Origin of the sequence: Helicobacter pylori Shi112, from assembly GCF_000277405.1 — a bacterium.
GTDB lineage: Bacteria > Campylobacterota > Campylobacteria > Campylobacterales > Helicobacteraceae > Helicobacter > Helicobacter pylori_C.
The window spans coordinates 363,186-385,945 of record NC_017741.1 but is presented as its reverse complement, the minus strand read 5'-3'; the positions used below and the strand labels follow the sequence as shown (position 1 = coordinate 385,945).

Below are 22,760 nucleotides of genomic sequence, written 5' to 3'. Positions count from 1 at the left end.
CTTTTAAAACCCAACGCAACTTCCTAACATTTTTTGGTAGTAACTCTTGGCTTTGAGGATTGTTTCTGTGTCATCGGTTTTTAAAAGCACTTCGTAATTATTTTCAAAAGCGTTTTTGCTCCAATTCGCTGATCCTAAAAACACGATCTTATCATCAATGATCGCTACTTTTTGGTGCATGATGCCGTAATAATTCCCGTTTTTAGCCTTAAGCCCTTTTAATAAGCACACTTTCGTGTTAGGGTATTTGTCCAGATAGCCGATAGTGGATTGCTTGTTATTATGATTGCTTTCATAATCATAAATGATTTGTACCTTAATCCCCCTACTCGCTACGCTTTTAATCGCTCTTGCAATATCTCTGTGCGTGAAACTATAGATAGCGATTTTCACGCTCTCTCTGGCGCTACTAATGCCAGAAACTAAAGAATTGAGAGCGTCTTTTTGCTCATAAGGTAAGACAAATAAGCTGTTTTTAGCTTGCAAAACCCCTAAACAGCCCACTAACACACCCGCGCCAACGATTTTTTTAAATTTGTTTAACATCAAATGATCCTTATTTTAAATTACACTCATGATAAAAACAACCAACCAAGTGGATTTTTGATTATAATAAAAGATTTAAAAAAAGCGATAAAAATTGATAGGCTTAAAGAAGCGTTTCTTATCAAATAAGGAGTCCCTAAAATGAAAATGATTCTATTCAACCAAAACCCCATGATCACAAAGCTGCTTGAGAGTGTTTCTAAGAAATTAGAATTGTCTATGGAAGATTTTAACCGCTATCAAGAGCTATCCACACGCCTTAAAGAAGATCCAGAATGGATTTTGATAGCCGATGATGAATGTTTGGAAAAACTAGACCAAGTGGATTGGCTAGAATTAAAAGAGATCATCTCTCAAAATAAAAACAGCGTGTGCATGTATAAAAAGGGCCATGAAGCGCAACCCTTCTTAGAGGGCTTTGAGATGAAAATCAAAAAACCTTTTTTACCCACTGAGATTTTAAAAATCCTTCAAAAAAAGCTTGGTTCTAACATGAGCGAGCTAGAGCCTAGCCAGAATTTAGACCCAACTCAAGAAGTTTTAGAAACCAATTGGGACGAATTAGAAAATTTAGGCGATTTAAAAGCCCTAGTGCAAGAAGAGCCTAACAATGAAGAGCAACTGCTCCCCACTTTAAACGCACAAGAAGAAAAAGAAGAAGTTAAAGAAGAGGTTAAAGAAACTCCCCAAGAAGAAGAAAAAGAAGAGGTTAAAGAAACTCCCCAAGAAGAAGAAAAAGAAGAGGTTAAAGAAACTCCCCAAGAAGAAGAAAAACCTAAAGATGATGAAATACAAGAGGGTGAAACTCTCAAAGATAAAGAAGTTTCTAAAGAGTTGGAAACGCAAGAAGAATTAGAAATCCCTAAAGAAGAAACACAAGAGCAAGCCAAAGAACAAGAGTCAATCAAAGAAGAAACGCAAGAGCAAGCCAAAGAACAAGAGTCAATCAAAGAAGAAACGCAAGAGCAAGCCAAAGAACAAGAGCCAATCAAAGAAGAAACGCAAGAAATTAAAGAGGAAAAACAAGAAAAAACGCAAGATTCCCCAAGCGCGCAAGAATTAGAGGCCATGCAAGAATTAGTCAAAGAAATCCAAGAAAACTCTAACAGCCAAGAGGATAAAAAAGAAGCCCAAGAAAGTGCAGAAACCCCACAAGAAACACCGCAAGAAAATACGGAAACCCCACAAGAAACAGAAAAACAAGAGTTAGAAACCCCTAAAGAAGAAGCCCAAGAAAACGCAGAAACCCCACAAGAAACACCGCAAGAAAATACGGAAACCCCACAAGAAACACCGCAAGAATTAGAAACACCGCAAGAATTAGAAACACCGCAAGAATTAGAAACACCGCAAGAGTTAGAAACCCCACAAGAAAACGCAGAAACTCCACAAGAAACAGAAAAACAAGAGTTAGAAACCCCGCAAGAAGAAAAACAAGAGTTAGAAACCCCACAAGAAAGCACAGAAACACCGCAAAAAGAAACCCAAGAATTAGAAACCCAAGAAGACCATTACGAAAGCATTGAAGACATTCCTGAGCCGGTGATGGCTCAAGCGATGGGGGAAGCATTGCCCTTTTTGAGTGAGAGCGTTGCAAAAACTTCTAATAATGAGAATGACACAGAAACCCCTAAAGAGAGCGTTATCAAAACCCCGCAAGAAAAAGAAGGAAGCGATAAAACTTCCAACCCCCTAGAATTGCGCTTGAATTTGCAAGATTTATTAAAAAGTCTCAATCAAGAGTCCTTGAAAAACCTTTTAGAAAACAAAACCTTAAGCATTAAAATCACTTTAGAGGATAAAAAACCTGATGCATAATGATTTTAATTTACTCATCCTTTCAGGCCCTAGCGGAGCGGGTAAAAGCACCCTTACAAAGTATTTGCAAGAAAAAATCCCAAAAACCCATTTTTCCCTTTCCACCACCACACGAAAGCCCAGAGAGGGCGAAGTTGATGGCTTGCATTACAATTTTGTCAGCGAAGAAGAATTCAAACAAGGCATAGAAAAAGGGCAATTTTTAGAATGGGCGATCGTGCATAACCACTATTATGGCACTTCTAAAATCCCTGTAGAAAAAGCCTTAAAAGAAGGTAAAATCGTCATTTTTGATATTGATGTGCAAGGGCATGAGATCCTTAAAAGGCATTACCCCAACGCATGCTCTGTGTTTATTAGCACCAAAAACCAAGAGATTTTAAAAGAGCGCTTGCTTTTAAGGGGGACGGATTCTAAAGAGACGATAGAAAAACGCTTGATCAACGCTTATAAGGAAATGCAGTGCTTGGAGAGCTTTGATTACCTCATCATCAATGAAGATTTGGAAAAATCCAAAGAAATCATCTTAAGCATCGCAAAAACTTTAGTCCATCGCTTAAAAGCGTTTAATTTTGAAAAAATATGCAAGGCTTGGAAAAACGAATCCTTATAAAACCTATCAATTATTTTTTAAAAAAGCTATAATTCAAGGAAAACCAACCAATAGTTTAAGGAGTAAAATATGGGTGGATTCACAAGCATATGGCATTGGGTCATTGTTTTATTAGTGATTGTGTTGTTATTTGGGGCTAAAAAGATCCCAGAGTTGGCTAAGGGTTTAGGCAGCGGGATTAAAAATTTCAAAAAAGCCGTGAAAGACGATGAAGAAGAGGCTAAAAACGAGCCAAAAACCCTAGACGCTCAAGCAGCACAAACCAAAGTGCATGAAACTAGCGAGATTAAAAGCAAACAAGAAAGTTAAACATGCACACTCTCATTAAGGGCGTTTTAGAAGAGATTTTAGAAGAAGAAGTCATTATTGAATACCCTAAAGACAGAGAGCATGGGCATTACGCTACGCCCATTGCTTTCAATCTCGCCAAAGTTTTTAAAAAATCGCCCTTAGTTATCGCTGAAGAATTAGCCCTTAAGATCAGCACGCATGAAAAAACTCAAGGGCTTTTTGACAGCGTAGTGGCTTGTAAAGGCTATATCAATTTCACGCTTTCTTTAGATTTTTTAGAGCGTTTCACCCAAAAGGCTTTAGAATTAAAAGAAAAATTTGGCTCTCAGCCCAAAAGCGAGCGTTCTCAAAAAATCTTTTTAGAATTTGTGAGCGCTAACCCCACGGGGCCTTTACACATAGGGCATGCTAGAGGGGCGGTGTTTGGCGATAGTTTGGCTAAAATCGCTCGCTTTTTAGGGCATGAAGTTTTGTGCGAATATTATGTTAATGACATGGGATCTCAAATCCGCTTGTTAGGGCTTTCTGTATGGCTCGCTTACAGAGAGCATGTTTTAAAAGAAAGCGTAACTTACCCAGAAGTCTTTTACAAAGGCGAATACATCATTGAAATCGCTAAAAAGGCGAACAACGATTTAGAGCCAAGCCTTTTTAAAGAAAACGAAGAAACTATTATTGAAGTTTTAAGCGGCTATGCTAAAGATTTAATGCTTTTAGAAATTAAAGATAATTTAGACGCTTTAGGCATTCATTTTGATTCTTATGCAAGCGAAAGAGAAATTTTTAAACATAAAGATGCGGTGTTTGAACGATTAGAAAAAGCGAACGCCCTTTATGAAAAGGATTCTAAAATCTGGCTCAAATCTTCACTCTACCAGGATGAAAGCGATCGGGTGCTCATTAAAGAAGATAAGAGCTACACTTATTTAGCGGGCGATATTGTCTATCATGATGAAAAATTCAAGCAAAATTACACCAAATATATCAACATTTGGGGGGCAGACCACCACGGCTATATCGCTAGAGTGAAAGCCAGCCTTGAGTTTTTGGGCTATGATTCCAACAAGCTTGAAGTCTTGCTCGCTCAAATGGTGCGCTTGCTCAAAGATAACGAGCCTTACAAGATGAGTAAAAGAGCGGGTAATTTCATTTTGATTAAAGATGTGATTGATGATGTGGGTAAAGACGCCTTAAGGTTTATTTTTTTAAGCAAACGGCTTGACACGCATTTAGAGTTTGATGTCAATACTTTAAAAAAACAAGACAGCTCAAACCCTATTTACTATATCCATTACGCTAATTCGCGCATCCACACCATGCTAGAAAAATCGCCCTTTTCTAAAGAAGAAATTTTACAAACCCCTTTAACCAATTTGAACGCTGAAGAAAAATACCTGCTTTTTAGCGCTTTAAGCTTGCCCAAAATCATTGAATCTTCTTTTGAAGAATACGGCTTGCAAAAAATGTGCGAATACGCAAAAACCCTCGCCTCAGAATTCCACCGCTTCTATAACGCTGGCAAGATTTTAGACACCCCTAAAGCTAAAGAGCTTTTAAAGATTTGTTTAATGGTGAGCTTGAGTTTGAGCAACGCTTTCAAACTTTTAGGCATAGAGATAAAAACCAAAATTTCTGCTAAAGATTAAGCTAATATTTAATTTTTTGTTATAACATTCCCCTTATTTTTTGAAATTAAGGAGAATATTTTGCTTAATCGTATTATAGAACACATGAACGCTCACCATGTGGAAGACATGAAAGGTTTGTTGAAAAAATTCGGGCAAGTCCATCACGCTGAAAATGTCGCCTTTAAAAGCGTGGATTCTCAAGGCGTTGTGATTGGTTATAACAACAATCAAACCTTAAGGATTGAATTTAACCACGAAGTCAAAGACCCCAAAGACTACAAAAACGCTATCATTGAATTGTGTCAAAGCGTAGAAAAAACCCATGATTTAAAAGGCGTGGAAGAAGAAGTTAAAGCCTTTAAAGAAGGCTTTGATTCTGTTTGTTTAGCGACCTTACACCCTAATGGGCATGTGGTATGCTCTTATGCGCCGTTAATGACAGATGGCAAACAATACTACATTTATGTGAGCGAAGTGGCTGAACATTTTGCCGGCCTTAAACACAACCCCCACAATGTAGAAGTGATGTTTTTAGAAGACGAAAGCAAGGCTAAATCAGCTATTTTGAGGAAACGCTTGCGTTATAAAACCAACGCTCGTTTTATTGAAAGAGGGGCGGAGTTTGACAAAGCGTTTGATTCTTTCATTGAAAAAACCGGCGGAGCTGGGGGCATTAAAACCATTCGCACCATGCAAGATTTCCATTTGATCGCATTGGATTTCAAAGAAGGGCGTTTCGTGAAAGGCTTTGGCCAAGCTTATGACATTTTAGGCGACGAAATCGCTTATGTTGGGGGCAAAGGCAACCCACACGATTTCGCTCACAAGAAATAAACTTTCTCACTCATAAGGGGCAAACGCCCCAAAAGATCTCTTTTTAAAGAGGTTACGGCAAAGTCAAGCTCTTTACTATCCACTCTTAAAAAATGCTAAAAGCCTTTTTGTGGGCTAACACCACACAAAAAGCATCAAAAGCAAAAAAATGACAAAATTTTTCCAAAATGACAAAAAAAGCGCTTTCATGCTATTCAATGATGCTCTTTTTAAGCCTAGCCCATAGTTATTAGCGTCTGTTTCAGCAACGATACCGCAAGAAGCCTTATCCTAATAGAAACCTTGTTTTTATAAAGCGCTTTTGAAACAAGCTCTATAAGCGCTAATAACCACTCTTTTTTCTCAATCGTGAGGACTCTTTAATAATACGGGTATTGGTAAAGGACGCTCCTTAAATTTATTCTTACCATGCTTTCATTATGCGCTATCAATTAACAAGTTTCAATATAATATAAGATCTTGTTTTTTTATAATTTGTCGTTTGTTAAGGATCAAAATGCGCGTGTTTGTTTGCTTTTTAGGGGTTTTTGTGTCCAACGGCTTGGCTCGTTTTGGCTATGTGGTTTTAATCCCCCTACTCATTTTATCAGGAAGTTTAACCCCACACCAAAGCTTCCAACTGGGTATTGCGGTGTTAATGGGCTATGTTTTTGGGAGTTTTTTAATCCAATTCTTAAGCCCATTAATGTCATTAGAAAGCATCGCTAAAATCAGTTTTGGTTTGATCGCTTTGAGTTTTTTAATCTGTTATTTTGATAGTATCCCTTTCTTTTGGCTTTGGATCTGGCGTTTTATCGCCGGTGTGGCTAGCAGCGCGTTAATGATTTTAGTCGCTCCCCTCTCTTTACCCTATGTCAAAGAAAATAAAAGAGCCTTAGTGGGGGGGCTTATTTTTAGCGCTGTAGGCGTTGGATCTGTCTTTAGTGGGTTTGTTCTGCCTTGGATTAGCTCTTATAATATCAAATGGGCATGGATTTTTTTAGGGGGCAGTTGTTTGATAGCCTTTATTCTTTCCTTGATTGGGTTAAAAAACCATTCTTTAAGGAAAAAATCCGTTAAAAAAGAAGAAAGCGCGTTTAAAATCCCTTTTCATTTGTGGTTATTGCTCATTTCTTGCGCGCTCAATGCGATTGGTTTTTTACCGCACACGCTTTTTTGGGTGGATTATTTGATTCGCCATTTAAATATCTCCCCCGCTATCGCTGGAACTTCATGGGCGTTTTTTGGTTTTGGGGCCACGCTTGGCTCTTTAATCAGCGGTCCCATGGCTCAAAAACTAGGGGCTAAAAACGCCAATATCTTTATCCTTATTTTAAAATCTATCGCATGCTTTTTGCCCATTTTTTTCCACCAAATCTCTTTACTCAATTTAAGCATCTTTATAATGGGAGCGGCCACAACCGCCAATATCAATTTATTCAGCATGATGGCTTTAAAAATTGCAGGCGCAAAGCATTTCGCTAAAGCGTCTTCGTGGGTGGTGTTTTCTTTTGGCATTTTCCAAGCGCTTTTTTCGTATCTTTTTACGATCTTTTTAGGGGATTTGGGCTATCTTTTGATTTTTGTCATTTGTGGGGCGTGTTTGGTTTTAAGCTTTATCGTTCTTTTCCCTATCAAAATGCAAACAGCCATCAATCAATAGAAAAATTATTGGGTTTCAAAACCCTTAATGCCGAGAAAATCCTTAAAACCCTTTAATGAATTTAAGATTTTTTCACGCTCTAAATGGCGCATGATAAAAACGAGGTTAGAGCCGTTTTGATCCTTTAAAATGTGCTTAGGCGGGTAAATGATATGCATCACGCCATTAATACTCACCAAAAAGCCGCTTCCAGTGTCAATAATCCCCTTGATGCGTAAAATCTGTGTGCCGTATTTATGCAATAACAAACTCAGCCAAATCCCAAACGCGCTCCATTCCATCGCCCCTTCAAAATTAATGCTCAAAGTTTCAAAGCCTTGCGAGTGCGAATCTTTTGGCATTCTTGGCATAAAATTTCGCACCCTATTTTTGCGTGAAAAAAAGCTTTCGTAATGGATATTTTTCTTGTCAAAAATTTCTGCACTAGGGTTAATGGATTGCAAGCGCTCTTTTAATTTGATTAAAGCCACGCTGTCGTTTTGCAAATCCGTTTTGGTCAATAAAACGCTATCAGCAAAAACGATTTGCTCTTTAGCTTCATTGTTGGTTAAATGCATTCTAGCGTTCAGTGCATCCACACAAACCACCACGCTTTGAATCTCAAAATGCGCCCCTAAAAAAGTGTCGCTCAAAATCGTCCATAAAATCGGCACCGGGTTGGCTAAACCGGTGGTTTCAATAATGATGCGCTTTAAAATTTCGCCGCGCCATTCATAGTTATTGAGCGTGGCTTTTAGAGACTCCACTAAATCCATGCGTTTGTTGCAACACACGCACCCTGCGTTAAGATAGAGCATTTTTTCACCGCAATATTGAATGTTTAAGATGCGCTGATCCAAGGCGGCTTGACCGATTTCATTGATGATAAGCACAACGCCTTGGTGATCTGTTTGGTTTAAATATTCGCTTAAGAAACTCGTTTTACCACTGCCTAAAAAACCGGTGATGAGCGTGATAGGGATTTTGGGCATCAGTGAATGGCGTTGGTATTTTGATTTAAAAACGCTAACAGATGAGAATCTAGCGCGTCCATCTCTTTTTTGGCTAAGTTTTGCGCCTTATCCCACAAATCGCCCAAATCATTCACGATCACGCTTTGCCCTTTTTTATCGCACAACACAAACTTCGCGCCTTGCCAATCATCCATTTTTAGCCCATAAAACGCCAAAATTTGATTGAGCAATCCCACTCGTTTGATCCGTGCTCTTTTGCGCTCCCTGGCGTTTTCATTGGCACTAATAAGCGCATTTTGCCCCTTCAAATTTTCATTCTCATAACTATCAGTCCAATGGAAAGAACTGATAAGCTCCCCGCATAAAACGCACATCTTTCAACCTTTTAAATCTAAATCATGCTACAATTTTACTGAAAAAACAAGAATAAATCTCGTGCTGTTTAATTGTTTATTGATTAGGAAATTTAATGCAGGATTATAGAACTCTTACACTAGAAAATATTTATGCGCCAGATGAGATAACAGACGCGCTTTCATTGTTGCAATCTTGCGGTATTGAATCGATTGTTAATCCTTCAAATATCACGCTTAATTTTGACATTGTGGATTTAAAAATGCTTGAATCTACTACACAAAATACGCTAGTTCAAAAGACATTAGAGGAGTTGTATAAAATTCGCTCATTTTCTAGTCAAAATGGCAAAATCGTATTTAAGAGCTTCAATAAAGCCAAAAAAGTCGCCAACAAAAAGCAAAACGCAAAGGCAAGATTGGCTTACGAATCTTACAAAAAAGAGTTTAGCAAGGAGACAAATGAGATTCAAAGCTGTCTTAATCAAATTTACTGCGAAGATAGCTTGGAGTTTTTAAAAAAGCTCCCGAATAATTGCATAGATATAGTGCTAACTTCGCCACCTTACAACTTTGGTATCAATTACAGCGCAACGCAGGATGCAAATCTTTGGCATGAGTATTTCAACACGCTTTTTGCCATTTTTAAAGAGTGTATTCGTGTATTAAAAAGCGGAGGGCGAATCATCGTCAATATCCAGCCTATGTTTAGCGATTATATCCCTACACACCATTTTATCAGCAAATTTTTCATTGATGAAGGGCTTATTTGGAAAGGCGAGATTTTATGGGAAAAGAATAACTACAACTGCAAATACTGCACTTGGGGAAGCTGGAAAAGCCCTGCTGCACCATATTTAAAATATTCGTGGGAGTTTATTGAAATTTTTTGCAAAAATAATCTTAAAAAAGAGGGCGATAAAGACAGCATTGACATAACCGATGATGAATTTAAAAAGTGGGTTTATGGAAAGTGGAACTTTGCCCCAGAACGCAACATGAAACAATATGGGCATGATGCAATGTTTCCAGAAGAATTAGTAAAGCGGTGTTTAAAACTATTTTCCTATCAAAATGATATTATATTAGATCCATTTAATGGTGCAGGGACAACGACAAAAGTCGCCAAACAACTAGGGCGCAGATTCATAGGTATAGACATTAGTGAAAAGTATTGTGAAGTAGCAAGAGCAAGACTAAAAGAAGTAACAAATTTATTTAATTGAGAGATGTGATTTGAGTTCTATAGAAGATATTATACAAGTCTATGGAAGCGTGGTTAAAGATATTGATAAAGATGCTCAGGGGCAAGATAGCAGGGCGTATGGTGGAGTTATAAGAAGTGCTAAAGGCAAATTACTAGAAGATATCAGCGAAGCGATTGTAAAAATAGCGTGGCAAAATATTGGCGCTAAAGCTAATAGGCTTGAAATAAATTCTAAAAAAATAAAGATTCCTATCAAAGACAGCTACATAGAAAATATAGCTAACAAACAAGTAAGGGCATACATATTAGAGCGTAAGAAAGATTATTATTACGGATTGAGTGTTGATAAACATATATTTGTGGATAATCAATTGGTTATGGGGATAGAGTGTAAAAACTATACGGAAAATGCTATGCTAAAGTGAATATTAGTAGATTTTCATCTCCTTAAAACTTTATATCCAAATATATCTTGTTATTTATTTCAGCTAGAAAGTCAATTAGGAGGGGATTATTCAGCTTTACCAGAAACCCCATTGGGATCAAAATCCACGCATGCTATAATGAGCTACTTTGAAAGCGTGAATCTGAATATAGTAACCTTACTCAAAGGTGAAAGAGACATAAACCAACCCATACACAAAAATTTCAAACCTTTAGATGAACAGATTCTCATTAAAGCAATCAAACTAATGGAGAATGAATTGAAAGTTTATTTGTAGCAGTTGGCGTGAATCCCACTAAATTCACACCAACTTAGGTACAATTCCAACCGCTATTTTTTTCTGGGGCTTCGTTTTAAGAAATCGTCAGCGATTTCGTTGAATGTTACCCAACGCACGCCCTCGTGCTTGTTGATATGCTCAATGATTTTTTCATGCATGAGCAACACTTGCGGGCGGGCGCTCACATCAGGGTGGATTGTCATGCTAAACACCGCATAATCCATCTCACGATAAACCCAATCAAATTGATCGATCCACATTTGCCCTATATCGCGCGGGCTTACAAAACCAAAGCTATTGGGGGATTTTTTAATAAACATCATCGGCGGCAAGTCGTCCAAATACCAATTCGCAGGGATTTCCACCAAATCGGTTTCCACCCCACGGATCAAAGGCTTCATCCAATCCTTAGCTTCCAAACTATAATCAATCTTGCTCCAACTATCCCCCACGCGCACGAAATAAGGCGTGAAATCATTGTGCATGAGCGAGTGGTCGTATTTGAAGCCATGTTTTAAAAGCAATTCATTAGTGATATTAGAAAACTCCCACCACGGCGCCACATAGCCTGTGGGGGCTTTGCCAGTGAGATCTTTAATCAATTCAATACTTTTTAACAAAACATCTTCTTCTTGCTTGGTGCTCATAGCGATAGGGTTTTCATGCGAATACCCATGCGCACCCACTTCATGCCCTGCATCCACGATCATTTTCATTTGTTCAGGGAAAGTTTCAATAGAATGCCCAGGCGCAAACCAAGTCGCAGGGAGATGGTATTTTTTAAACAATTTCAAAAGCCGTGGGATCCCCACTTCGCCCGCAAAAAGCCCGCGCGAAATATCATCAGGCGAATCCTCCCCGCCATAGCTCCCTAGCCAACCAGCCACCGCATCAATATCCACGCCATAAGCCACTAAAATTTCTTTTGCCATAATCGCTCCTTTTTAAGTGAGTTTTCCAAACCCCTTTTTGGTGAGTTTGGTGTCAAAATCTTGTAAATAAGGAATTTTTTGGCGTTGCAGTGCCGCTTCGTTTAAATCCATTTCAGCGATAATGGCTTCATTAAGCCTGGTGGCTTGCGCAATGATTTTCCCGTTGGGCGCGATGATTCTTGAATCGCCGGCAAACTCTAGCGTTTGTTTTAATTGAGCGTTAGTTTCTTCCCCACTATGATTGCACGCACACACAAAACAGCCATTTTCTAACGCTCTAGCCTTGCTCAATAAATCCCAGTTATAAGCCCTAGCTTTGCCAAACGCGCTAGGATAGATTAAAATCTCCGCTCCTTGTAACGCTAAAAGATTCGCTCCCACGCCAAAGCCGATTTCATAGCAAATTTGCAAACCCACTTTCGCGCTAAAATCCCCAAAATCCAGCGTAAAAACCTCGTATTTTTTACCCCTTTTGAAACGCGATTTTTCATCGCCCCACAAATAAACCTTGCGGTGTTTTCCAACGATCCCGCCTTTTGGTGGAATGATATAAGCGCTGTCGTAGAGTTTTTTATCCGTTTTTTCAATGCTGCACGCCACTAGATGCACCTTATTGGATTTTGCAAAATCGCTTAACGCTCTCAACGACTCGTTTTTTAGCGTTTCCTTTCTGTGCTCTATCGCTTTAAGATCTATCCCAAACTCTGCGTCTTTATCATTCACGCAATAACCGCTATCAAACAATTCCGGTAAAACAATGAGATTCGCGCCTTTGTTGTGGGCTTCTTTGGCGAGATTGAGCGCTAATTGCAGGTTTTCATTTAAGGCGTAGGGTTTGGATTGCATCTGAATCGTAGCCGTTTTTAGGATTCTTTTAGCGGGATTTTTTGTTTTCAAGATCCACTCCCATTTTTGTTTTTATTGTATAGGATTAGAAATTAAAAGAGGATTAATGGGGTTAAAATCCACATGCGTTTGTGTCAAAACTTACCATTATTATTCAAAAATCGTAATAACGCGCTAGAGAGCGAACTCACAAACACGCCGATAAGAAAGATTAACCCGTTAAAAAGATGCAAGAATAAAAGCGCTCCTAAAATGCCTAGTAAAACCCCATACCCCCCTAAACGCCACACATTAAAAGACATTTCCAAGCCCAAGGCGAATTTTTGGAATTTTTGCTTTTCTTCTTTTTCTCCTGAATTTTGTTTCCTTAAATCCAAACGCTTTTTAACGCCGTAATACGAAGACAACGCCACGATAAAAAACCCTAAAAACCCCCCTTCAAAATTCAAAACCCCTTGAAATGCTTGGAAAAAATAAATGATGATCGCGCTAACTATATTGATAGAAAGTAAAATAAGCAAGCATTTGATTTGGCACATGGGCTTTTATTGTATTTACTTGTTTTGTGTGTGTTTAGGGTCTTTGGCTAATTCTTCATAATCTTTTTGCATGTTTTTATAAGCTTTATAGACATTGAGAAAGCTCGCTAACACGCCCCAAATAACCCCAAGCCAAAAAAGCCACGAAATATGAGTGAGCTTTTTAAGCCCATAGCCTATAGCCACGCCCATAAGGATCGCTACCACCATAGAAAGCCCCAAGCTCAAATAATTCGCCCCCTCTATGAATTTATAATACTTTGGCTTTTTCAAAAATTCACACACCTTTTATGATTTCATCAAAACTTTCATCGGCTTTTGCAACCGCTAAATCAATCATCTCTTCAGTCATAGGCTCACAAATAAAGCCGGTTTCAAAGCTTGAACATGCCAAATACACGCCCTTAAAAAGCATTTTTTGGTGGAATTTTGCAAACATTTCCGTATCGCTTTTTAAAGCGTCATCAAAATCACGCACCGCATTTTCGTTAAAGAAAAAGCCAAACATGCTCCCTCTATTGAGCGTTTCTAAAGCGATGTTATAGTTTTGAGCGCTCTTTTTTAAACCTTGAGTCAAACGAACGGCTAAAGCGTTTAAGCGGGTATAAAGGGTTTTATCTCTTTTGATTTTATAAAGCGCACTCAACCCCGCGCACACCGCTAGGGGATTACCGCTCAATGTGCCTGCTTGATACACGCCTCCAATGGGTGAAAGCAAGTCCATAATTTCCGCACGCCCCCCAAAACACGCCAAAGGAAGCCCCGCGCCTATCACCTTACCAAAGGTTACCAAATCCGGCACCACGCCATAAAATTCTTGAGAACCGCTCAAGCTCGCTCTAAACCCGCTCATCACTTCATCTAAAATCAGCACCGCTTGGTATTTTTCACACAAAGCCTTTAAGCCTAATAAAAACTCTTTTTGAGCCGGCACTAACCCCATATTCCCGGCAATGGGTTCAATGATGACGCAACCCACATCGCCTTTTTTAAAGCATTCTTCTGTGGAATTTAAATCGTTATAACGAGCCACTAGAGTGTGTTTGCTAAAATCGTTCGGCACGCCTAAAGAAGAAGGAGAGCCAAAAGTCGCGCACCCGCTACCCGCTTTCACCAATAAGGAGTCGCTATGCCCATGATAGCACCCTTCAAACTTGATCAAATCGTCTTTTTGGCTATAAGCTCTAGCGAGTCGTATCGCGCTCATGGTCGCTTCTGTGCCGCTATTCACTAAACGCACCTTATCTAAGCCTTCATAACAAGAAATGATCTCCTTAGCTAAAGTGGTTTCTAATTCTGTGGGAGCGCCAAAAGAAGTGCCTTTTTTTAATACATTAATAATATTTTCTTCAATCTCTTCATCAGCATGCCCAAAAATCAAAGGCCCCCAGCTTTGCACAAAATCTATATAATGGTTGTTATCCACATCATAAAGATACGCCCCCTTACCCTTTAAAATAAAGGGAGGAGTGCCTTTAACGCTCTTAAACGCCCTCACAGGCGAATTGACCCCCCCAGCGATCACCTGTTTAGCTTCATTAAAATCATTAATGCTGTGCAACAACTCCATGATTTTAAATTATCCCTTAATCATGCTTTCAAATTGGATTTCCACTTGCGACCAAGTCAAGCCCTCATGAAAACTCTCGCATCGTTTAGCCAAGCTCGCTAATTCGTTTTTCAAGCCAAAATTCAATAGATCCAAGACCCCTTTAACCACGAGCTTATCACTAGCAACCGTGTATTGCATAGGCACTTTCACCAGTTTTTCATTCATCCTCACATAAGCCGTAAGAGAACCTTCATGATCGCCTTCTATCACATTTCTAAAAGTTACTTTGATGTTAGTGCTTTTAAAAAGAGCGAAAAAAGCCTCTTTAACATTTTTGTTTTTAGTGTCATCGCCTAAATTGACTTTCAAGCTATCCATGCTCGCACTCGCTCCCTCTAAAAGGGTTTTTAAACTATCTTGAGATTTACCCAGTTTATAGGTGATGCTTTCAAAACTCCCATTTACCGGTGTTTTAGCCTTAGTTTTAAAGGCCGTCCATGTTAGCTTAGCCGAAGATAAATCCAAATTCACCGCTTGCAAAAACCCTGCTAGTAAAACCGATACCAAAACCATTTTTTTCATTCATTATCCTTTAATGTGGTCTTATCAATAACGCTTATTATTTTAGTGTAAATTAAGAACGCTTACAACTAAAACGATTCATTTTGATAATCATTTGCACTCTAAAGACGACTCAAGAGATACAATTGCGTTTATTTTAAACTCTTTTTGTAAATAATGCTGACTGAACCAAACTTTCTAAACCATTCATAAAAAGGTTAAAGCGCATGGGGCTATCCTTAAGGCTATAACCTTGAATACAGAAAAATTCACAGCGATCGGAGTTTCAGCCTGAAACCATCTTCGTGTAAATCGCCTTGCTTTAAAAGCTCATCTGCACTAGGGCTAGAATAATGCTTGGCTAAAATAATGAAATAGGCGTTGTTATGCACCCCAATAAGGTTAGGCTGGAAATAAGGGAAAGTTTCAGGGTTTAAAATCCATGTTGCGACTTTGTTATACGCCACAGAGAGCCTTTTCCCAGCCTCACTACCCCACAAATCATACCCGTTCTCAAAAAGCAATTCGCCTGATATGGTTAGCGCAAGAAGCGCAAAATTAGTATAAGCTATCCCTTTAATGCCTTTTGTAGGGCCGCCATGATAATCGCTTGTATCGCTCCTAGTGATCGCACTAGGAATAACCCCATTCTCATCTATGGCTTTAAATACCCACTCTTGCCACCGATTAGCGCTGTTTTGCAAAAGGGCATGATCGTCTAACGCTATCGCAGAGCTCACATCAAAGAGAATGCCCCACGCCCCATGGTTAGTGTTAAGAGCTGATTGCGAATACTGGTGCATCCGCTTAATGAAATCTTCATATTCTGGGCTAGGAAACGCCTTTTTGACAAACCAATAAGCCATGTTCATATAAGGCATGTAAAAATTGATATTATCCTCGCTCTGATAAGTATCCACGCTTTGAAGCTCTTTAGCCCAAGCGTTTAAAATTTCTATAGCTTTTAAGCCGTATTGTTTGTTTTTGCTCACTAAATAGCCTAGCGCTAAGTCATAAGACATGATAGCGGATTTTTTAAAACTCTTTGTGCATGCATCAGGCTCTCTAACCCCAGCAGAAGTGTAGTGTTTTGATGCGTTAAGTTGCACGCATGGCTGTATTGTTTGGGAGAGCTTTTTATCAAGATGGAGTTTTTGGGGCAAGTCTGTAGATTTAAAATCCCTAAAAAAGTAATCCTGCTCGGCATGAGCTTGAACGCAAACGCAAACACACATGAACAATAAAAACAAAACAAATCTTTTCATTTCTCGCCTTTATTTTGATGGATTGATCTAAAAATAGCGTTTTATGGTAACGCTTCCAACAACACAAATTTAAGCGCATGCGTATTAAGAGCGCTAAGTGCTGAAAGGGGTAAGACAAAGAGCGCTGATTTTTCATTAGGGTTATTTTCAAAATCGCTGGTTAAATGGGGGTGTAAAAACCCTAAATACGGCTCTAAACCAAACGCCTCTAATTTTTGCGCTTCTAAGTTTAAAAAGGCGCAAAAATCCTTAGCCATCTCATCAATGTTTTCTACAACATCGCATTTATTGAGCAACACCCCAAAAGGCTTATTGGCCAAAGCGGGTGAAAATTTTTCCAACTCCAATCTCAAGCGTTGGTATTGCTCTTTAATACCCAAATCCAGCCTAGAAGCGTCTAAAACAAAGGCTAAAACTTTGGTGCGCTCAATATGCTTTAAAAAGCTAATCCCTAAGCCTTTTCCCTCACTAGCCCCTTCAATGATGCCAGGAATATCAGCCATTAGAAATTCGCTTTTTTCATCTACGCTCACAACCCCTAAATTAGGCACTAGAGTCGTGAATTCATAATTAGCGATTTTAGGCTTAGCGTTAGAGATTGTGGAAATGAGCGTGGATTTACCCGCATTAGGGAAGCCTACTAACCCTATATCAGCGATGAGCTTTAATTCCAAACGCACGCATTTTTCAACCCCCTCTAAGCCTTTTTGCGCGTAAGTGGGTTGTTGTTTAATCGCGCTTTTAAAATGCGCATTCCCTAACCCCCCCTTGCCTCCTTTTAAGGCTAACACCCTTTTTTTAGGCTCCACTAAATCAAGCCACAACTTATCATCTACAAAAACTTGCGTTCCTGGCGGCACAACAATAATCTTATCTTCACCCTTTTTGCCCGTGCAATTTCGTGTGCCTCCTGGAGCCCCGTTTTTAGCCTTATGGTGTTTAGTGCCTCTAAAACTCGCTAGAGTGTCGGTATTGTTATCCACTTCAAAATACACATCGCCTCCATCGCCTCCATCGCCTCCATCAGGGCCTCCCTTGATGACAAACTTTTCTCGCCTAAAACTCACCATTCCAGGTCCCCCCTTACCCGAAGCGACGATGATTTCCACGCTATCTACAAACACAGCCTAGAAGTCCTTTCTTTTATTCAGCAAATCTTTGCATGGATTTTTCCAAATGCGGCACCGCATTGAGTAATTTCTGCGTATAAGGGTGCTTGGGGGCGCTTATCACGCTATCCACATCTCCCGTTTCTACGATTTGCCCTTGATTCATTACGATGATTTTATCGCTTATATGCTCCACCACCCCTAAATCATGGCTGATAAAAATATAAGTCAGCCCCATTTCTTTTTGCAAATCCAAGAGCAAATTCAACACTTGCGCTTGAATGGACACATCTAACGCAGACACAGGCTCATCGCAAATCACCACGCTAGGATGCAAAATGAGCGCCCTAGCAATGCCGATTCGTTGCCTTTGACCGCCTGAAAACTGGTGGGGGTAACGATCGATCCATTCTAATTTCAAACCCACTTTTTGCATGATCTCTAGCACTTTTGTTTTGATTTCTTTTTTTGAAAAATGAGAATTTAAAAGCAAGGGTTCAGCGATGATCTCGCCCACTTTCCACCGAGGGTTTAGGCTAGAATAGGGATCTTGAAAAATCATTTGCACCTTTTTGCGGTAATCAAACCAATCCTGTTTGCTAAAATGCAAATGGCGCTTACCATTGAAATAAATCGCCCCGCTATCTTGCCTTTCAATCCCGGCTAAAATTTTTGCTGTCGTGCTTTTCCCGCAACCGCTCTCCCCCACAATGCTTAAAACTTCATTTTGTTCCACTTCAAAACTAATCCCATTGAGCGCATGGATGATCCTCTTGGGTTTGAATAACCCCCTGTCTATCGCATAGGATTTTTTCAATTCTTTAATTTCTAAGAGCTTCATCGCAACTCCTTTTGAAAACTCAAATAATCTATATTTTCATCCACGGTTTCTAAGCGTTTTTTGCGGTATTCTTTGCCCGGTTTAGGGATCGCGCTTAAAAGAGCCTTCGTATAAGGGTGTCTTGGATCAGCAAAAAGCTCTTTCGCGCTCGCTTGCTCCACCACATGCCCTTTATACATCACCACCACTTCATCAGCGATTTGCGCCACCACGCCTAAATCATGGGTGATAAACAAAATAGAAGTGCCTTTTTTTTGTTGCAACTCTTTCATCAATTCTAAAATCTGCGCTTGAATGGTTACATCTAACGCTGTCGTAGGCTCATCAGCGATCAAGATTTCAGGCTCACACACCATAGCCATAGCGATCATCACCCTTTGGCGCTGCCCTCCACTGAGATTGAAAGGGTATTCGTGGTATTTGTCCCCTGCATGGGGAATGCCTACGCGCTCCAACTCATAGACCACCCTTTCTAAGCGTTCTTTTTTGTTAAGGTTAGGGTGGTGGATTTTCAACACTTCATTGATTTGAAACCCCACTGTGTAGGAAGGGTTCAAGCTTGTCATAGGCTCTTGAAAGATCATGCCAATTTTTTTACCCCTGATTTCTTTTTGCATCTGCTTTTCTTTGAGCTGCAACAAATCCTGCCCTAAAAATTGAATGTTCCCTCCCACAATTTGACCCGGTTTTTCAATAAGCCCTAAAATAGAAAGCGAAGTGATGCTTTTCCCGCTCCCGCTCTCCCCTACAATGCAGAGCGTTTGAGACTTTTTCAAGCCAAAACTCACGCCATCTACTGCTTTATTCACGCCCTTATCGGTGAAAAAATAAGTTTTTAAATTTTTAACTTCTAAAATCATGCAAGCTCCTTTTAAGAGGCGCGTTTAGGATCTAAAGCGTCCATGATGCCATCGCCCACCAGATTAAAACTCATGACCGTTAAAAAAATCATCACCCCAGGGAAAACAAGCATCCAAGGAGCGGTAGCGATATATTGCATGGAGTTCATAAGCATCGCTCCCCATTCAGGTTTGGGAGGTTGGGCCCCAAGACCTAAAAAGCTCAGCGCGGCCGCTTCTAAAACCGTGGAAGCAAAACCCATTGTCGTTTGCACGATTAAAGGGATAATGCAATTAGGGAAGATCACCTTACACATCAAACGAAGATGCGAAGAGCCATTGATTTTAGAAGCGATCACATATTCTTTTTCTTTTTCGCCCAGCACGGAACTGCGCACCAATCTTGCAAATCCAGGAATCCCCACAAACCCAATAGCGAGCATGGCGTTAGTGAGTGAAGGCCCTAACACAGCGACCACAATCACGATCAATAAAATAGAGGGCAAAGCGAACATGATGTCCATAATACGCATGATAACCGCATCTGTTTTCCCTCCAAAATACCCCGCTATTAGCCCTAATATCGTGCCAAAAAAGACCGCAATCCCCATAGAAACAATCCCTATGGTTAAAGAAATCCTAGCCCCATAGATCAAGCGGCTCAAAATATCGCGCCCCAAATCATCGGTGCCTAAAAGGTATTTAATATTCCCCCCATGCTCCCATATAGGCTTTAAAAGGCGATCTTGCGCGTTTTGCGCATAAGGATCATGCGGAGCCAAAAGGGGTGCAAAAATCGCGCAAACCACCAATAAAAGCACAATCCATGCGCCAACTACTGCCGCTTTATTTTTTTTGAATTGTTGGATAAATTCTCTAAAAGACTCCATTATGACAACCTTATTCTGGGATCAATAAAAGCGTATAAAATATCCACCAAAAGATTAGCCCCAATATACATCATGGCGATAATCAAAGACATGGACTGGATAATCGGGAAATCGCGCTGGTTGAGTGCATTAACGATCCACTTACCAATCCCAGGCCATGAGAAAACCGTTTCAGTTATCATGCTCCCCCCTAAAAGCCCGGCCAACATCAAGCCTGCGATAGTCGTTACAGGGATTAAAGCGTTACGCAAAGTGTGCACAAAAATCACCCTAAAGGAGCTGCACCCCTTAGCTTTAGCGGTGCGCACATAATCTTCTTTAGACACTTCTGCCATGCTCGCGCGAGTCATTCTGGCAATAACAGCGGTAGAAACCGTGGCTAACACAATGCTAGGCAAAATCAAGTGCTTAATGGTATCCACAAACGCCCCATAATCCCTTGCGATCAAGCTGTCTATCAAATAAAAACCTGTAGGGCCATCTAAATAATACACATCGCTCAAACGCCCAAAAACAGGCAACCACCCCAATTGCACGCTAAAGATATAAATCAGCATGAGCCCTAGCCAAAACACGGGCATAGAAATCCCGGCTAAAGCGAAAGTCATGCTGGAATAATCAAACACGCTATAGCGTTTGATCGCGGCTAACACGCCAACACTAATACCCAAAACAAGAGCCATAAACAGAGCGATCAAAGCCAATTCCACCGTAGCCGGGAAGCGTTGCAAAAATTCATGCATCACAGGCTCACCGGTCATGATAGAAGTGCCAAAATTGCCATGCAACACATTATTGATAAAGAAAAAATACTGCTCTATCAAAGGCTTATTCAAGCCAAATTGTTCCCTTAAAGCGTCAATAGCGGCTTGATTGGCCTTTTCGCCTAAAATCACTAACGCCGGATCTCCTGGCACTAAATGCACCATCATAAACACAATGATACTCACTCCAAACAGCGTGGGGATCGCCCACAAAACACGCTTGATGATAAAACTCAGCATACAACCCCTTTTACTTTTCTAAATACACCTTAAAGAAGCGATTCACGCTCACTCCGGTCGTCTTATAACCCTTAACTTTAGACAAGTGCGGCACCACCGAATAAGGATAAGCTAAAGGCACATAGGGCGCATCTTTATGGATAATTTCTTGAGCCTTTAAATAAAGAGCTTCCCTCTCCTTTTGATCAGAAACCCGTTTAGCCTTTAAAAGAAGATCTGAAAAGGCGTCGCTCTTATAAAAGGAACCATTTTGAGTGGGTATAGCTGAGGCTGCTTGCTTGCTCCATAAGGTGTATAAGAAATTATCCGGATCCGCAATGTCTGCCATCCAGCCTGCAAACGCCATTTCATGCTCGCCCAGACCCGTTCTTTTCAAATAAGCCCCCCACTCATACACTTCAATTTTCACATCAATGCCAATTTTAGCCAGGCTCGCTTGTATGAACACCGCTCCTTTTGGGTTACGGGTGGCAGTGGTAAAAATGGTGGTTTTAAAGCCGTTAGGATACCCCGCTTGTTTCAATAACTCTTTAGCCTTTTTCAAATCGTATTCATAGGGTTTGATGTTGTAGTTATAACCCCATATGGTGGGCGGGAAAGGATTGACCATTTTTTGGGCAAAGCCTTCATAAAGCACTTTGATGTAATCATCAACATTAATCGCATGGTTGATGGCTAAACGCACTAAAGGGTTGTTAAAATACTTTTTTTGCGTGTTTAATGAAAGCCAACTCGCCAACAACCCAGCGCTCTTATCCACCACGATATTAGGGACTTTTTCTAATTGCTCCACTTCACTAAGGTTAGGCCCAGTCATGAGCATGATTTCACCGGTGCGCAACGCCAAAGCGCGAGTGGAAGGATTAGGAATGGTGCGCACCACCACCTTATCCAAATAAGCTTTAGACCCCCAATAATCCTGATTTTTTAGAAGAATGATTTTTTCATCTTTATTCCACAAAAAGAATTTGAAAGGCCCTGTCCCAATAGGTTTTTTAGCCAACTCGTCTTTTTTATTATTTTGAGCCAAATAATCAGCATAATCCTTACTCAAAATGCTCAAAAAGTCCATGCCTAAATTGGCTAAAAACGGGGCTTCTGGCCCATTAAGCGTGAATCTAATCGTGTAATCATCTAAAGCTTCAATGCTCTTAATAATATGAGACATGCCCATGCCTTCCCAGTATTTATAGCTTTTAGCCCCCGGGTTATAGTATCGTTTAGCCTTATCCATCTGGCGCTCAAACGAAAACAGCACATCTTTAGCGCTAAACTCTACTTTTTTATTCCAATACTTCGTCTGGTGGAAATAAACCCCTTTGCGTAAATGAAAGGTATATACAAGACCATCCGGGGATATTTCCCAGCTTGTCGCTAAGGCGGGTTCAATTTCTGTGGTGCCGTATTTGAATTGCACGAGCGTGTCATAAATATTGCCCGTTGCCACATAGCTTTCGCCATCAGTTACTAAGGCAGGATCCATGCTTGATCCATCAGCGCCTCTAGCAAAAACTAAAACGCCTCCAAAACGCTTTTGCTCTTCAACGGAAACATTTTCTTTAGAGGGATTAAGAGTAGCGTTTGGGTTTTCTAAAGCTTTCAAAAAGAACCCAAACAACAAAAGAAAAAAAAACAAACCCTTAACAAAAACATTATTCATAAGCCAATCTCCACAACAAATTCTAAAGGATAGAGATCTAAATTATAAATATTTTATTGCGTTTATAGGCGTTTAACAAACACCCAAAGGTTTAATTGACCTTTAAAGGTTA

The 22,760-nt window shown here is 40.0% G+C and carries 23 protein-coding genes and 1 pseudogene; 8 read left to right on the top strand and 16 right to left on the bottom strand.

Annotated elements, in window-relative coordinates; all coding sequences use genetic code 11:
* Positions 1-3: 3 nt before the first annotated feature.
* Positions 4-546: a phospholipase D-like domain-containing protein gene (locus HPSH112_RS01855; protein WP_000932469.1), complete on the bottom strand. Its 543-nt coding sequence runs from the start codon at positions 544-546 to the stop codon at positions 4-6.
* 141 nt (positions 547-687) lie between these two features.
* On the opposite strand from HPSH112_RS01855, the gene HPSH112_RS01850 reads away from it, so the two are divergent.
* The 6 genes from HPSH112_RS01850 (at position 688) to HPSH112_RS01825 (ending at position 7,372) form a co-directional block, all read left to right on the top strand.
* Positions 688-2,364 carry a midas domain-containing protein gene (locus HPSH112_RS01850; protein WP_000782086.1) on the top strand — a complete coding sequence of 559 codons (1,677 nt, stop codon included), beginning with the start codon at positions 688-690 and terminating at the stop codon, positions 2,362-2,364.
* Positions 2,357-2,977, top strand: coding sequence for a guanylate kinase (gene gmk / locus HPSH112_RS01845; protein ID WP_000551236.1), 621 nt, complete (start codon positions 2,357-2,359; stop codon positions 2,975-2,977). The genes HPSH112_RS01850 and gmk overlap by 8 nt, the downstream gene beginning before the upstream one ends.
* A gap of 69 nt (positions 2,978-3,046) precedes the next feature.
* Positions 3,047-3,286, top strand: coding sequence for a twin-arginine translocase TatA/TatE family subunit (gene tatA / locus HPSH112_RS01840; protein ID WP_000508577.1), 240 nt, complete (start codon positions 3,047-3,049; stop codon positions 3,284-3,286).
* Positions 3,287-3,288: 2 nt separating this feature from the next.
* Positions 3,289-4,914, top strand: a complete 1,626-nt coding sequence (gene argS, locus HPSH112_RS01835) for an arginine--tRNA ligase (RefSeq protein WP_000557179.1) — start codon at positions 3,289-3,291, stop codon at positions 4,912-4,914.
* A gap of 60 nt (positions 4,915-4,974) precedes the next feature.
* Positions 4,975-5,730, top strand: a complete 756-nt coding sequence (locus HPSH112_RS01830) for a HugZ family heme oxygenase (protein ID WP_000934604.1) — start codon at positions 4,975-4,977, stop codon at positions 5,728-5,730.
* 496 nt (positions 5,731-6,226) lie between these two features.
* Positions 6,227-7,372, top strand: a complete 1,146-nt coding sequence (locus HPSH112_RS01825) for a YbfB/YjiJ family MFS transporter (protein ID WP_001263596.1) — start codon at positions 6,227-6,229, stop codon at positions 7,370-7,372.
* Between the two features lie 5 nt (positions 7,373-7,377).
* Here HPSH112_RS01825 and HPSH112_RS01820 read toward each other — a convergent pair whose 3' ends face one another.
* Both HPSH112_RS01820 and HPSH112_RS01815 read right to left on the bottom strand, forming a co-directional pair.
* Positions 7,378-8,343, bottom strand: coding sequence for a CobW family GTP-binding protein (locus HPSH112_RS01820; protein WP_001124381.1), 966 nt, complete (start codon positions 8,341-8,343; stop codon positions 7,378-7,380).
* Positions 8,343-8,699 (bottom strand): hypothetical protein, encoded by a 357-nt coding sequence (locus tag HPSH112_RS01815; RefSeq protein WP_000337973.1) that lies wholly within the window; start codon positions 8,697-8,699, stop codon positions 8,343-8,345. Before HPSH112_RS01815 ends, HPSH112_RS01820 begins: the two co-directional genes overlap by 1 nt.
* Positions 8,700-8,794: 95 nt before the next feature.
* Here HPSH112_RS01815 and HPSH112_RS01810 point away from each other — a divergent pair, with 95 nt between their 5' ends.
* Positions 8,795-9,904 (top strand): DNA-methyltransferase, encoded by a 1,110-nt coding sequence (locus tag HPSH112_RS01810; RefSeq protein ID WP_001154467.1) that lies wholly within the window; start codon positions 8,795-8,797, stop codon positions 9,902-9,904.
* A 10-nt stretch (positions 9,905-9,914) separates the two neighbouring features.
* A pseudogene (locus HPSH112_RS01805) lies at positions 9,915-10,607 on the top strand (restriction endonuclease).
* Positions 10,608-10,660: 53 nt separating this feature from the next.
* On the opposite strand, the gene HPSH112_RS01800 reads toward HPSH112_RS01805, so the two are convergent.
* From HPSH112_RS01800 to HPSH112_RS01740, 13 genes are all read right to left on the bottom strand, one after another.
* The gene (locus tag HPSH112_RS01800; protein WP_001040381.1) at positions 10,661-11,542 is read right to left on the bottom strand and encodes a polysaccharide deacetylase family protein; all 882 of its coding nucleotides are present in this window, start codon (positions 11,540-11,542) and stop codon (positions 10,661-10,663) included.
* A gap of 12 nt (positions 11,543-11,554) precedes the next feature.
* Positions 11,555-12,439, bottom strand: a complete 885-nt coding sequence (locus HPSH112_RS01795; protein ID WP_000850687.1) for a carbon-nitrogen hydrolase family protein — start codon at positions 12,437-12,439, stop codon at positions 11,555-11,557.
* Between the two features lie 83 nt (positions 12,440-12,522).
* Positions 12,523-12,927, bottom strand: coding sequence for a hypothetical protein (locus HPSH112_RS01790; RefSeq protein WP_000336425.1), 405 nt, complete (start codon positions 12,925-12,927; stop codon positions 12,523-12,525).
* Between the two features lie 15 nt (positions 12,928-12,942).
* Entirely contained in the window at positions 12,943-13,200 is a 258-nt protein-coding gene (locus tag HPSH112_RS01785) for an AtpZ/AtpI family protein (protein WP_001867648.1), read from the bottom strand.
* Positions 13,201-13,204: 4 nt separating this feature from the next.
* Positions 13,205-14,497, bottom strand: coding sequence for a glutamate-1-semialdehyde 2,1-aminomutase (hemL, locus tag HPSH112_RS01780; protein WP_000421479.1), 1,293 nt, complete (start codon positions 14,495-14,497; stop codon positions 13,205-13,207).
* Between the two features lie 9 nt (positions 14,498-14,506).
* A complete protein-coding gene (locus tag HPSH112_RS01775) occupies positions 14,507-15,061 on the bottom strand; it encodes a YceI family protein (RefSeq protein WP_000738963.1) in 555 nt (184 codons plus the stop codon).
* 248 nt (positions 15,062-15,309) lie between these two features.
* A complete protein-coding gene (locus tag HPSH112_RS01770) occupies positions 15,310-16,305 on the bottom strand; it encodes an alginate lyase family protein (RefSeq protein ID WP_000819937.1) in 996 nt (331 codons plus the stop codon).
* A 41-nt stretch (positions 16,306-16,346) separates the two neighbouring features.
* Positions 16,347-17,429, bottom strand: coding sequence for a GTPase ObgE (obgE, locus tag HPSH112_RS01765; protein ID WP_000497292.1), 1,083 nt, complete (start codon positions 17,427-17,429; stop codon positions 16,347-16,349).
* A 19-nt stretch (positions 17,430-17,448) separates the two neighbouring features.
* A complete protein-coding gene (locus HPSH112_RS01760) occupies positions 17,449-18,255 on the bottom strand; it encodes an ABC transporter ATP-binding protein (protein ID WP_000770449.1) in 807 nt (268 codons plus the stop codon).
* Positions 18,252-19,115, bottom strand: a complete 864-nt coding sequence (locus HPSH112_RS01755; protein ID WP_000599913.1) for an ABC transporter ATP-binding protein — start codon at positions 19,113-19,115, stop codon at positions 18,252-18,254. The genes HPSH112_RS01760 and HPSH112_RS01755 overlap by 4 nt, the downstream gene beginning before the upstream one ends.
* Before the next feature lie 11 nt (positions 19,116-19,126).
* Positions 19,127-19,984, bottom strand: coding sequence for an ABC transporter permease (locus tag HPSH112_RS01750; protein ID WP_000443364.1), 858 nt, complete (start codon positions 19,982-19,984; stop codon positions 19,127-19,129).
* A complete protein-coding gene (locus tag HPSH112_RS01745) occupies positions 19,984-20,988 on the bottom strand; it encodes an ABC transporter permease (protein WP_000948028.1) in 1,005 nt (334 codons plus the stop codon). Before HPSH112_RS01745 ends, HPSH112_RS01750 begins: the two co-directional genes overlap by 1 nt.
* A gap of 10 nt (positions 20,989-20,998) precedes the next feature.
* Positions 20,999-22,648 carry an ABC transporter substrate-binding protein gene (locus HPSH112_RS01740; RefSeq protein ID WP_001066749.1) on the bottom strand — a complete coding sequence of 550 codons (1,650 nt, stop codon included), beginning with the start codon at positions 22,646-22,648 and terminating at the stop codon, positions 20,999-21,001.
* Positions 22,649-22,760: the final 112 nt, after the last annotated feature.

Excerpts from the sequence above, each read along its gene's own strand:
- HPSH112_RS01855 (WP_000932469.1), bottom strand. The coding sequence starts at position 546 with ATGTTAAACAAATTTAAAAAAATCGTTGGCGCGGGTGTGTTAGTGGGC.
- HPSH112_RS01850 (WP_000782086.1), top strand. The coding sequence starts at position 688 with ATGAAAATGATTCTATTCAACCAAAACCCCATGATCACAAAGCTGCTT.
- gmk (WP_000551236.1), top strand. The coding sequence starts at position 2,357 with ATGCATAATGATTTTAATTTACTCATCCTTTCAGGCCCTAGCGGAGCG.
- tatA (WP_000508577.1), top strand. The coding sequence starts at position 3,047 with ATGGGTGGATTCACAAGCATATGGCATTGGGTCATTGTTTTATTAGTG.
- argS (WP_000557179.1), top strand. The coding sequence starts at position 3,289 with ATGCACACTCTCATTAAGGGCGTTTTAGAAGAGATTTTAGAAGAAGAA.
- HPSH112_RS01825 (WP_001263596.1), top strand. The coding sequence starts at position 6,227 with ATGCGCGTGTTTGTTTGCTTTTTAGGGGTTTTTGTGTCCAACGGCTTG.
- HPSH112_RS01820 (WP_001124381.1), bottom strand. The coding sequence starts at position 8,343 with ATGCCCAAAATCCCTATCACGCTCATCACCGGTTTTTTAGGCAGTGGT.
- HPSH112_RS01815 (WP_000337973.1), bottom strand. The coding sequence starts at position 8,699 with ATGTGCGTTTTATGCGGGGAGCTTATCAGTTCTTTCCATTGGACTGAT.
- HPSH112_RS01810 (WP_001154467.1), top strand. The coding sequence starts at position 8,795 with ATGCAGGATTATAGAACTCTTACACTAGAAAATATTTATGCGCCAGAT.
- HPSH112_RS01800 (WP_001040381.1), bottom strand. The coding sequence starts at position 11,542 with ATGGCAAAAGAAATTTTAGTGGCTTATGGCGTGGATATTGATGCGGTG.
- HPSH112_RS01790 (WP_000336425.1), bottom strand. The coding sequence starts at position 12,927 with ATGTGCCAAATCAAATGCTTGCTTATTTTACTTTCTATCAATATAGTT.
- hemL (WP_000421479.1), bottom strand. The coding sequence starts at position 14,497 with ATGGAGTTGTTGCACAGCATTAATGATTTTAATGAAGCTAAACAGGTG.
- HPSH112_RS01775 (WP_000738963.1), bottom strand. The coding sequence starts at position 15,061 with ATGAAAAAAATGGTTTTGGTATCGGTTTTACTAGCAGGGTTTTTGCAA.
- HPSH112_RS01770 (WP_000819937.1), bottom strand. The coding sequence starts at position 16,305 with ATGAAAAGATTTGTTTTGTTTTTATTGTTCATGTGTGTTTGCGTTTGC.
- HPSH112_RS01760 (WP_000770449.1), bottom strand. The coding sequence starts at position 18,255 with ATGAAGCTCTTAGAAATTAAAGAATTGAAAAAATCCTATGCGATAGAC.
- HPSH112_RS01755 (WP_000599913.1), bottom strand. The coding sequence starts at position 19,115 with ATGATTTTAGAAGTTAAAAATTTAAAAACTTATTTTTTCACCGATAAG.
- HPSH112_RS01750 (WP_000443364.1), bottom strand. The coding sequence starts at position 19,984 with ATGGAGTCTTTTAGAGAATTTATCCAACAATTCAAAAAAAATAAAGCG.
- HPSH112_RS01745 (WP_000948028.1), bottom strand. The coding sequence starts at position 20,988 with ATGCTGAGTTTTATCATCAAGCGTGTTTTGTGGGCGATCCCCACGCTG.
- HPSH112_RS01740 (WP_001066749.1), bottom strand. The coding sequence starts at position 22,648 with ATGAATAATGTTTTTGTTAAGGGTTTGTTTTTTTTTCTTTTGTTGTTT.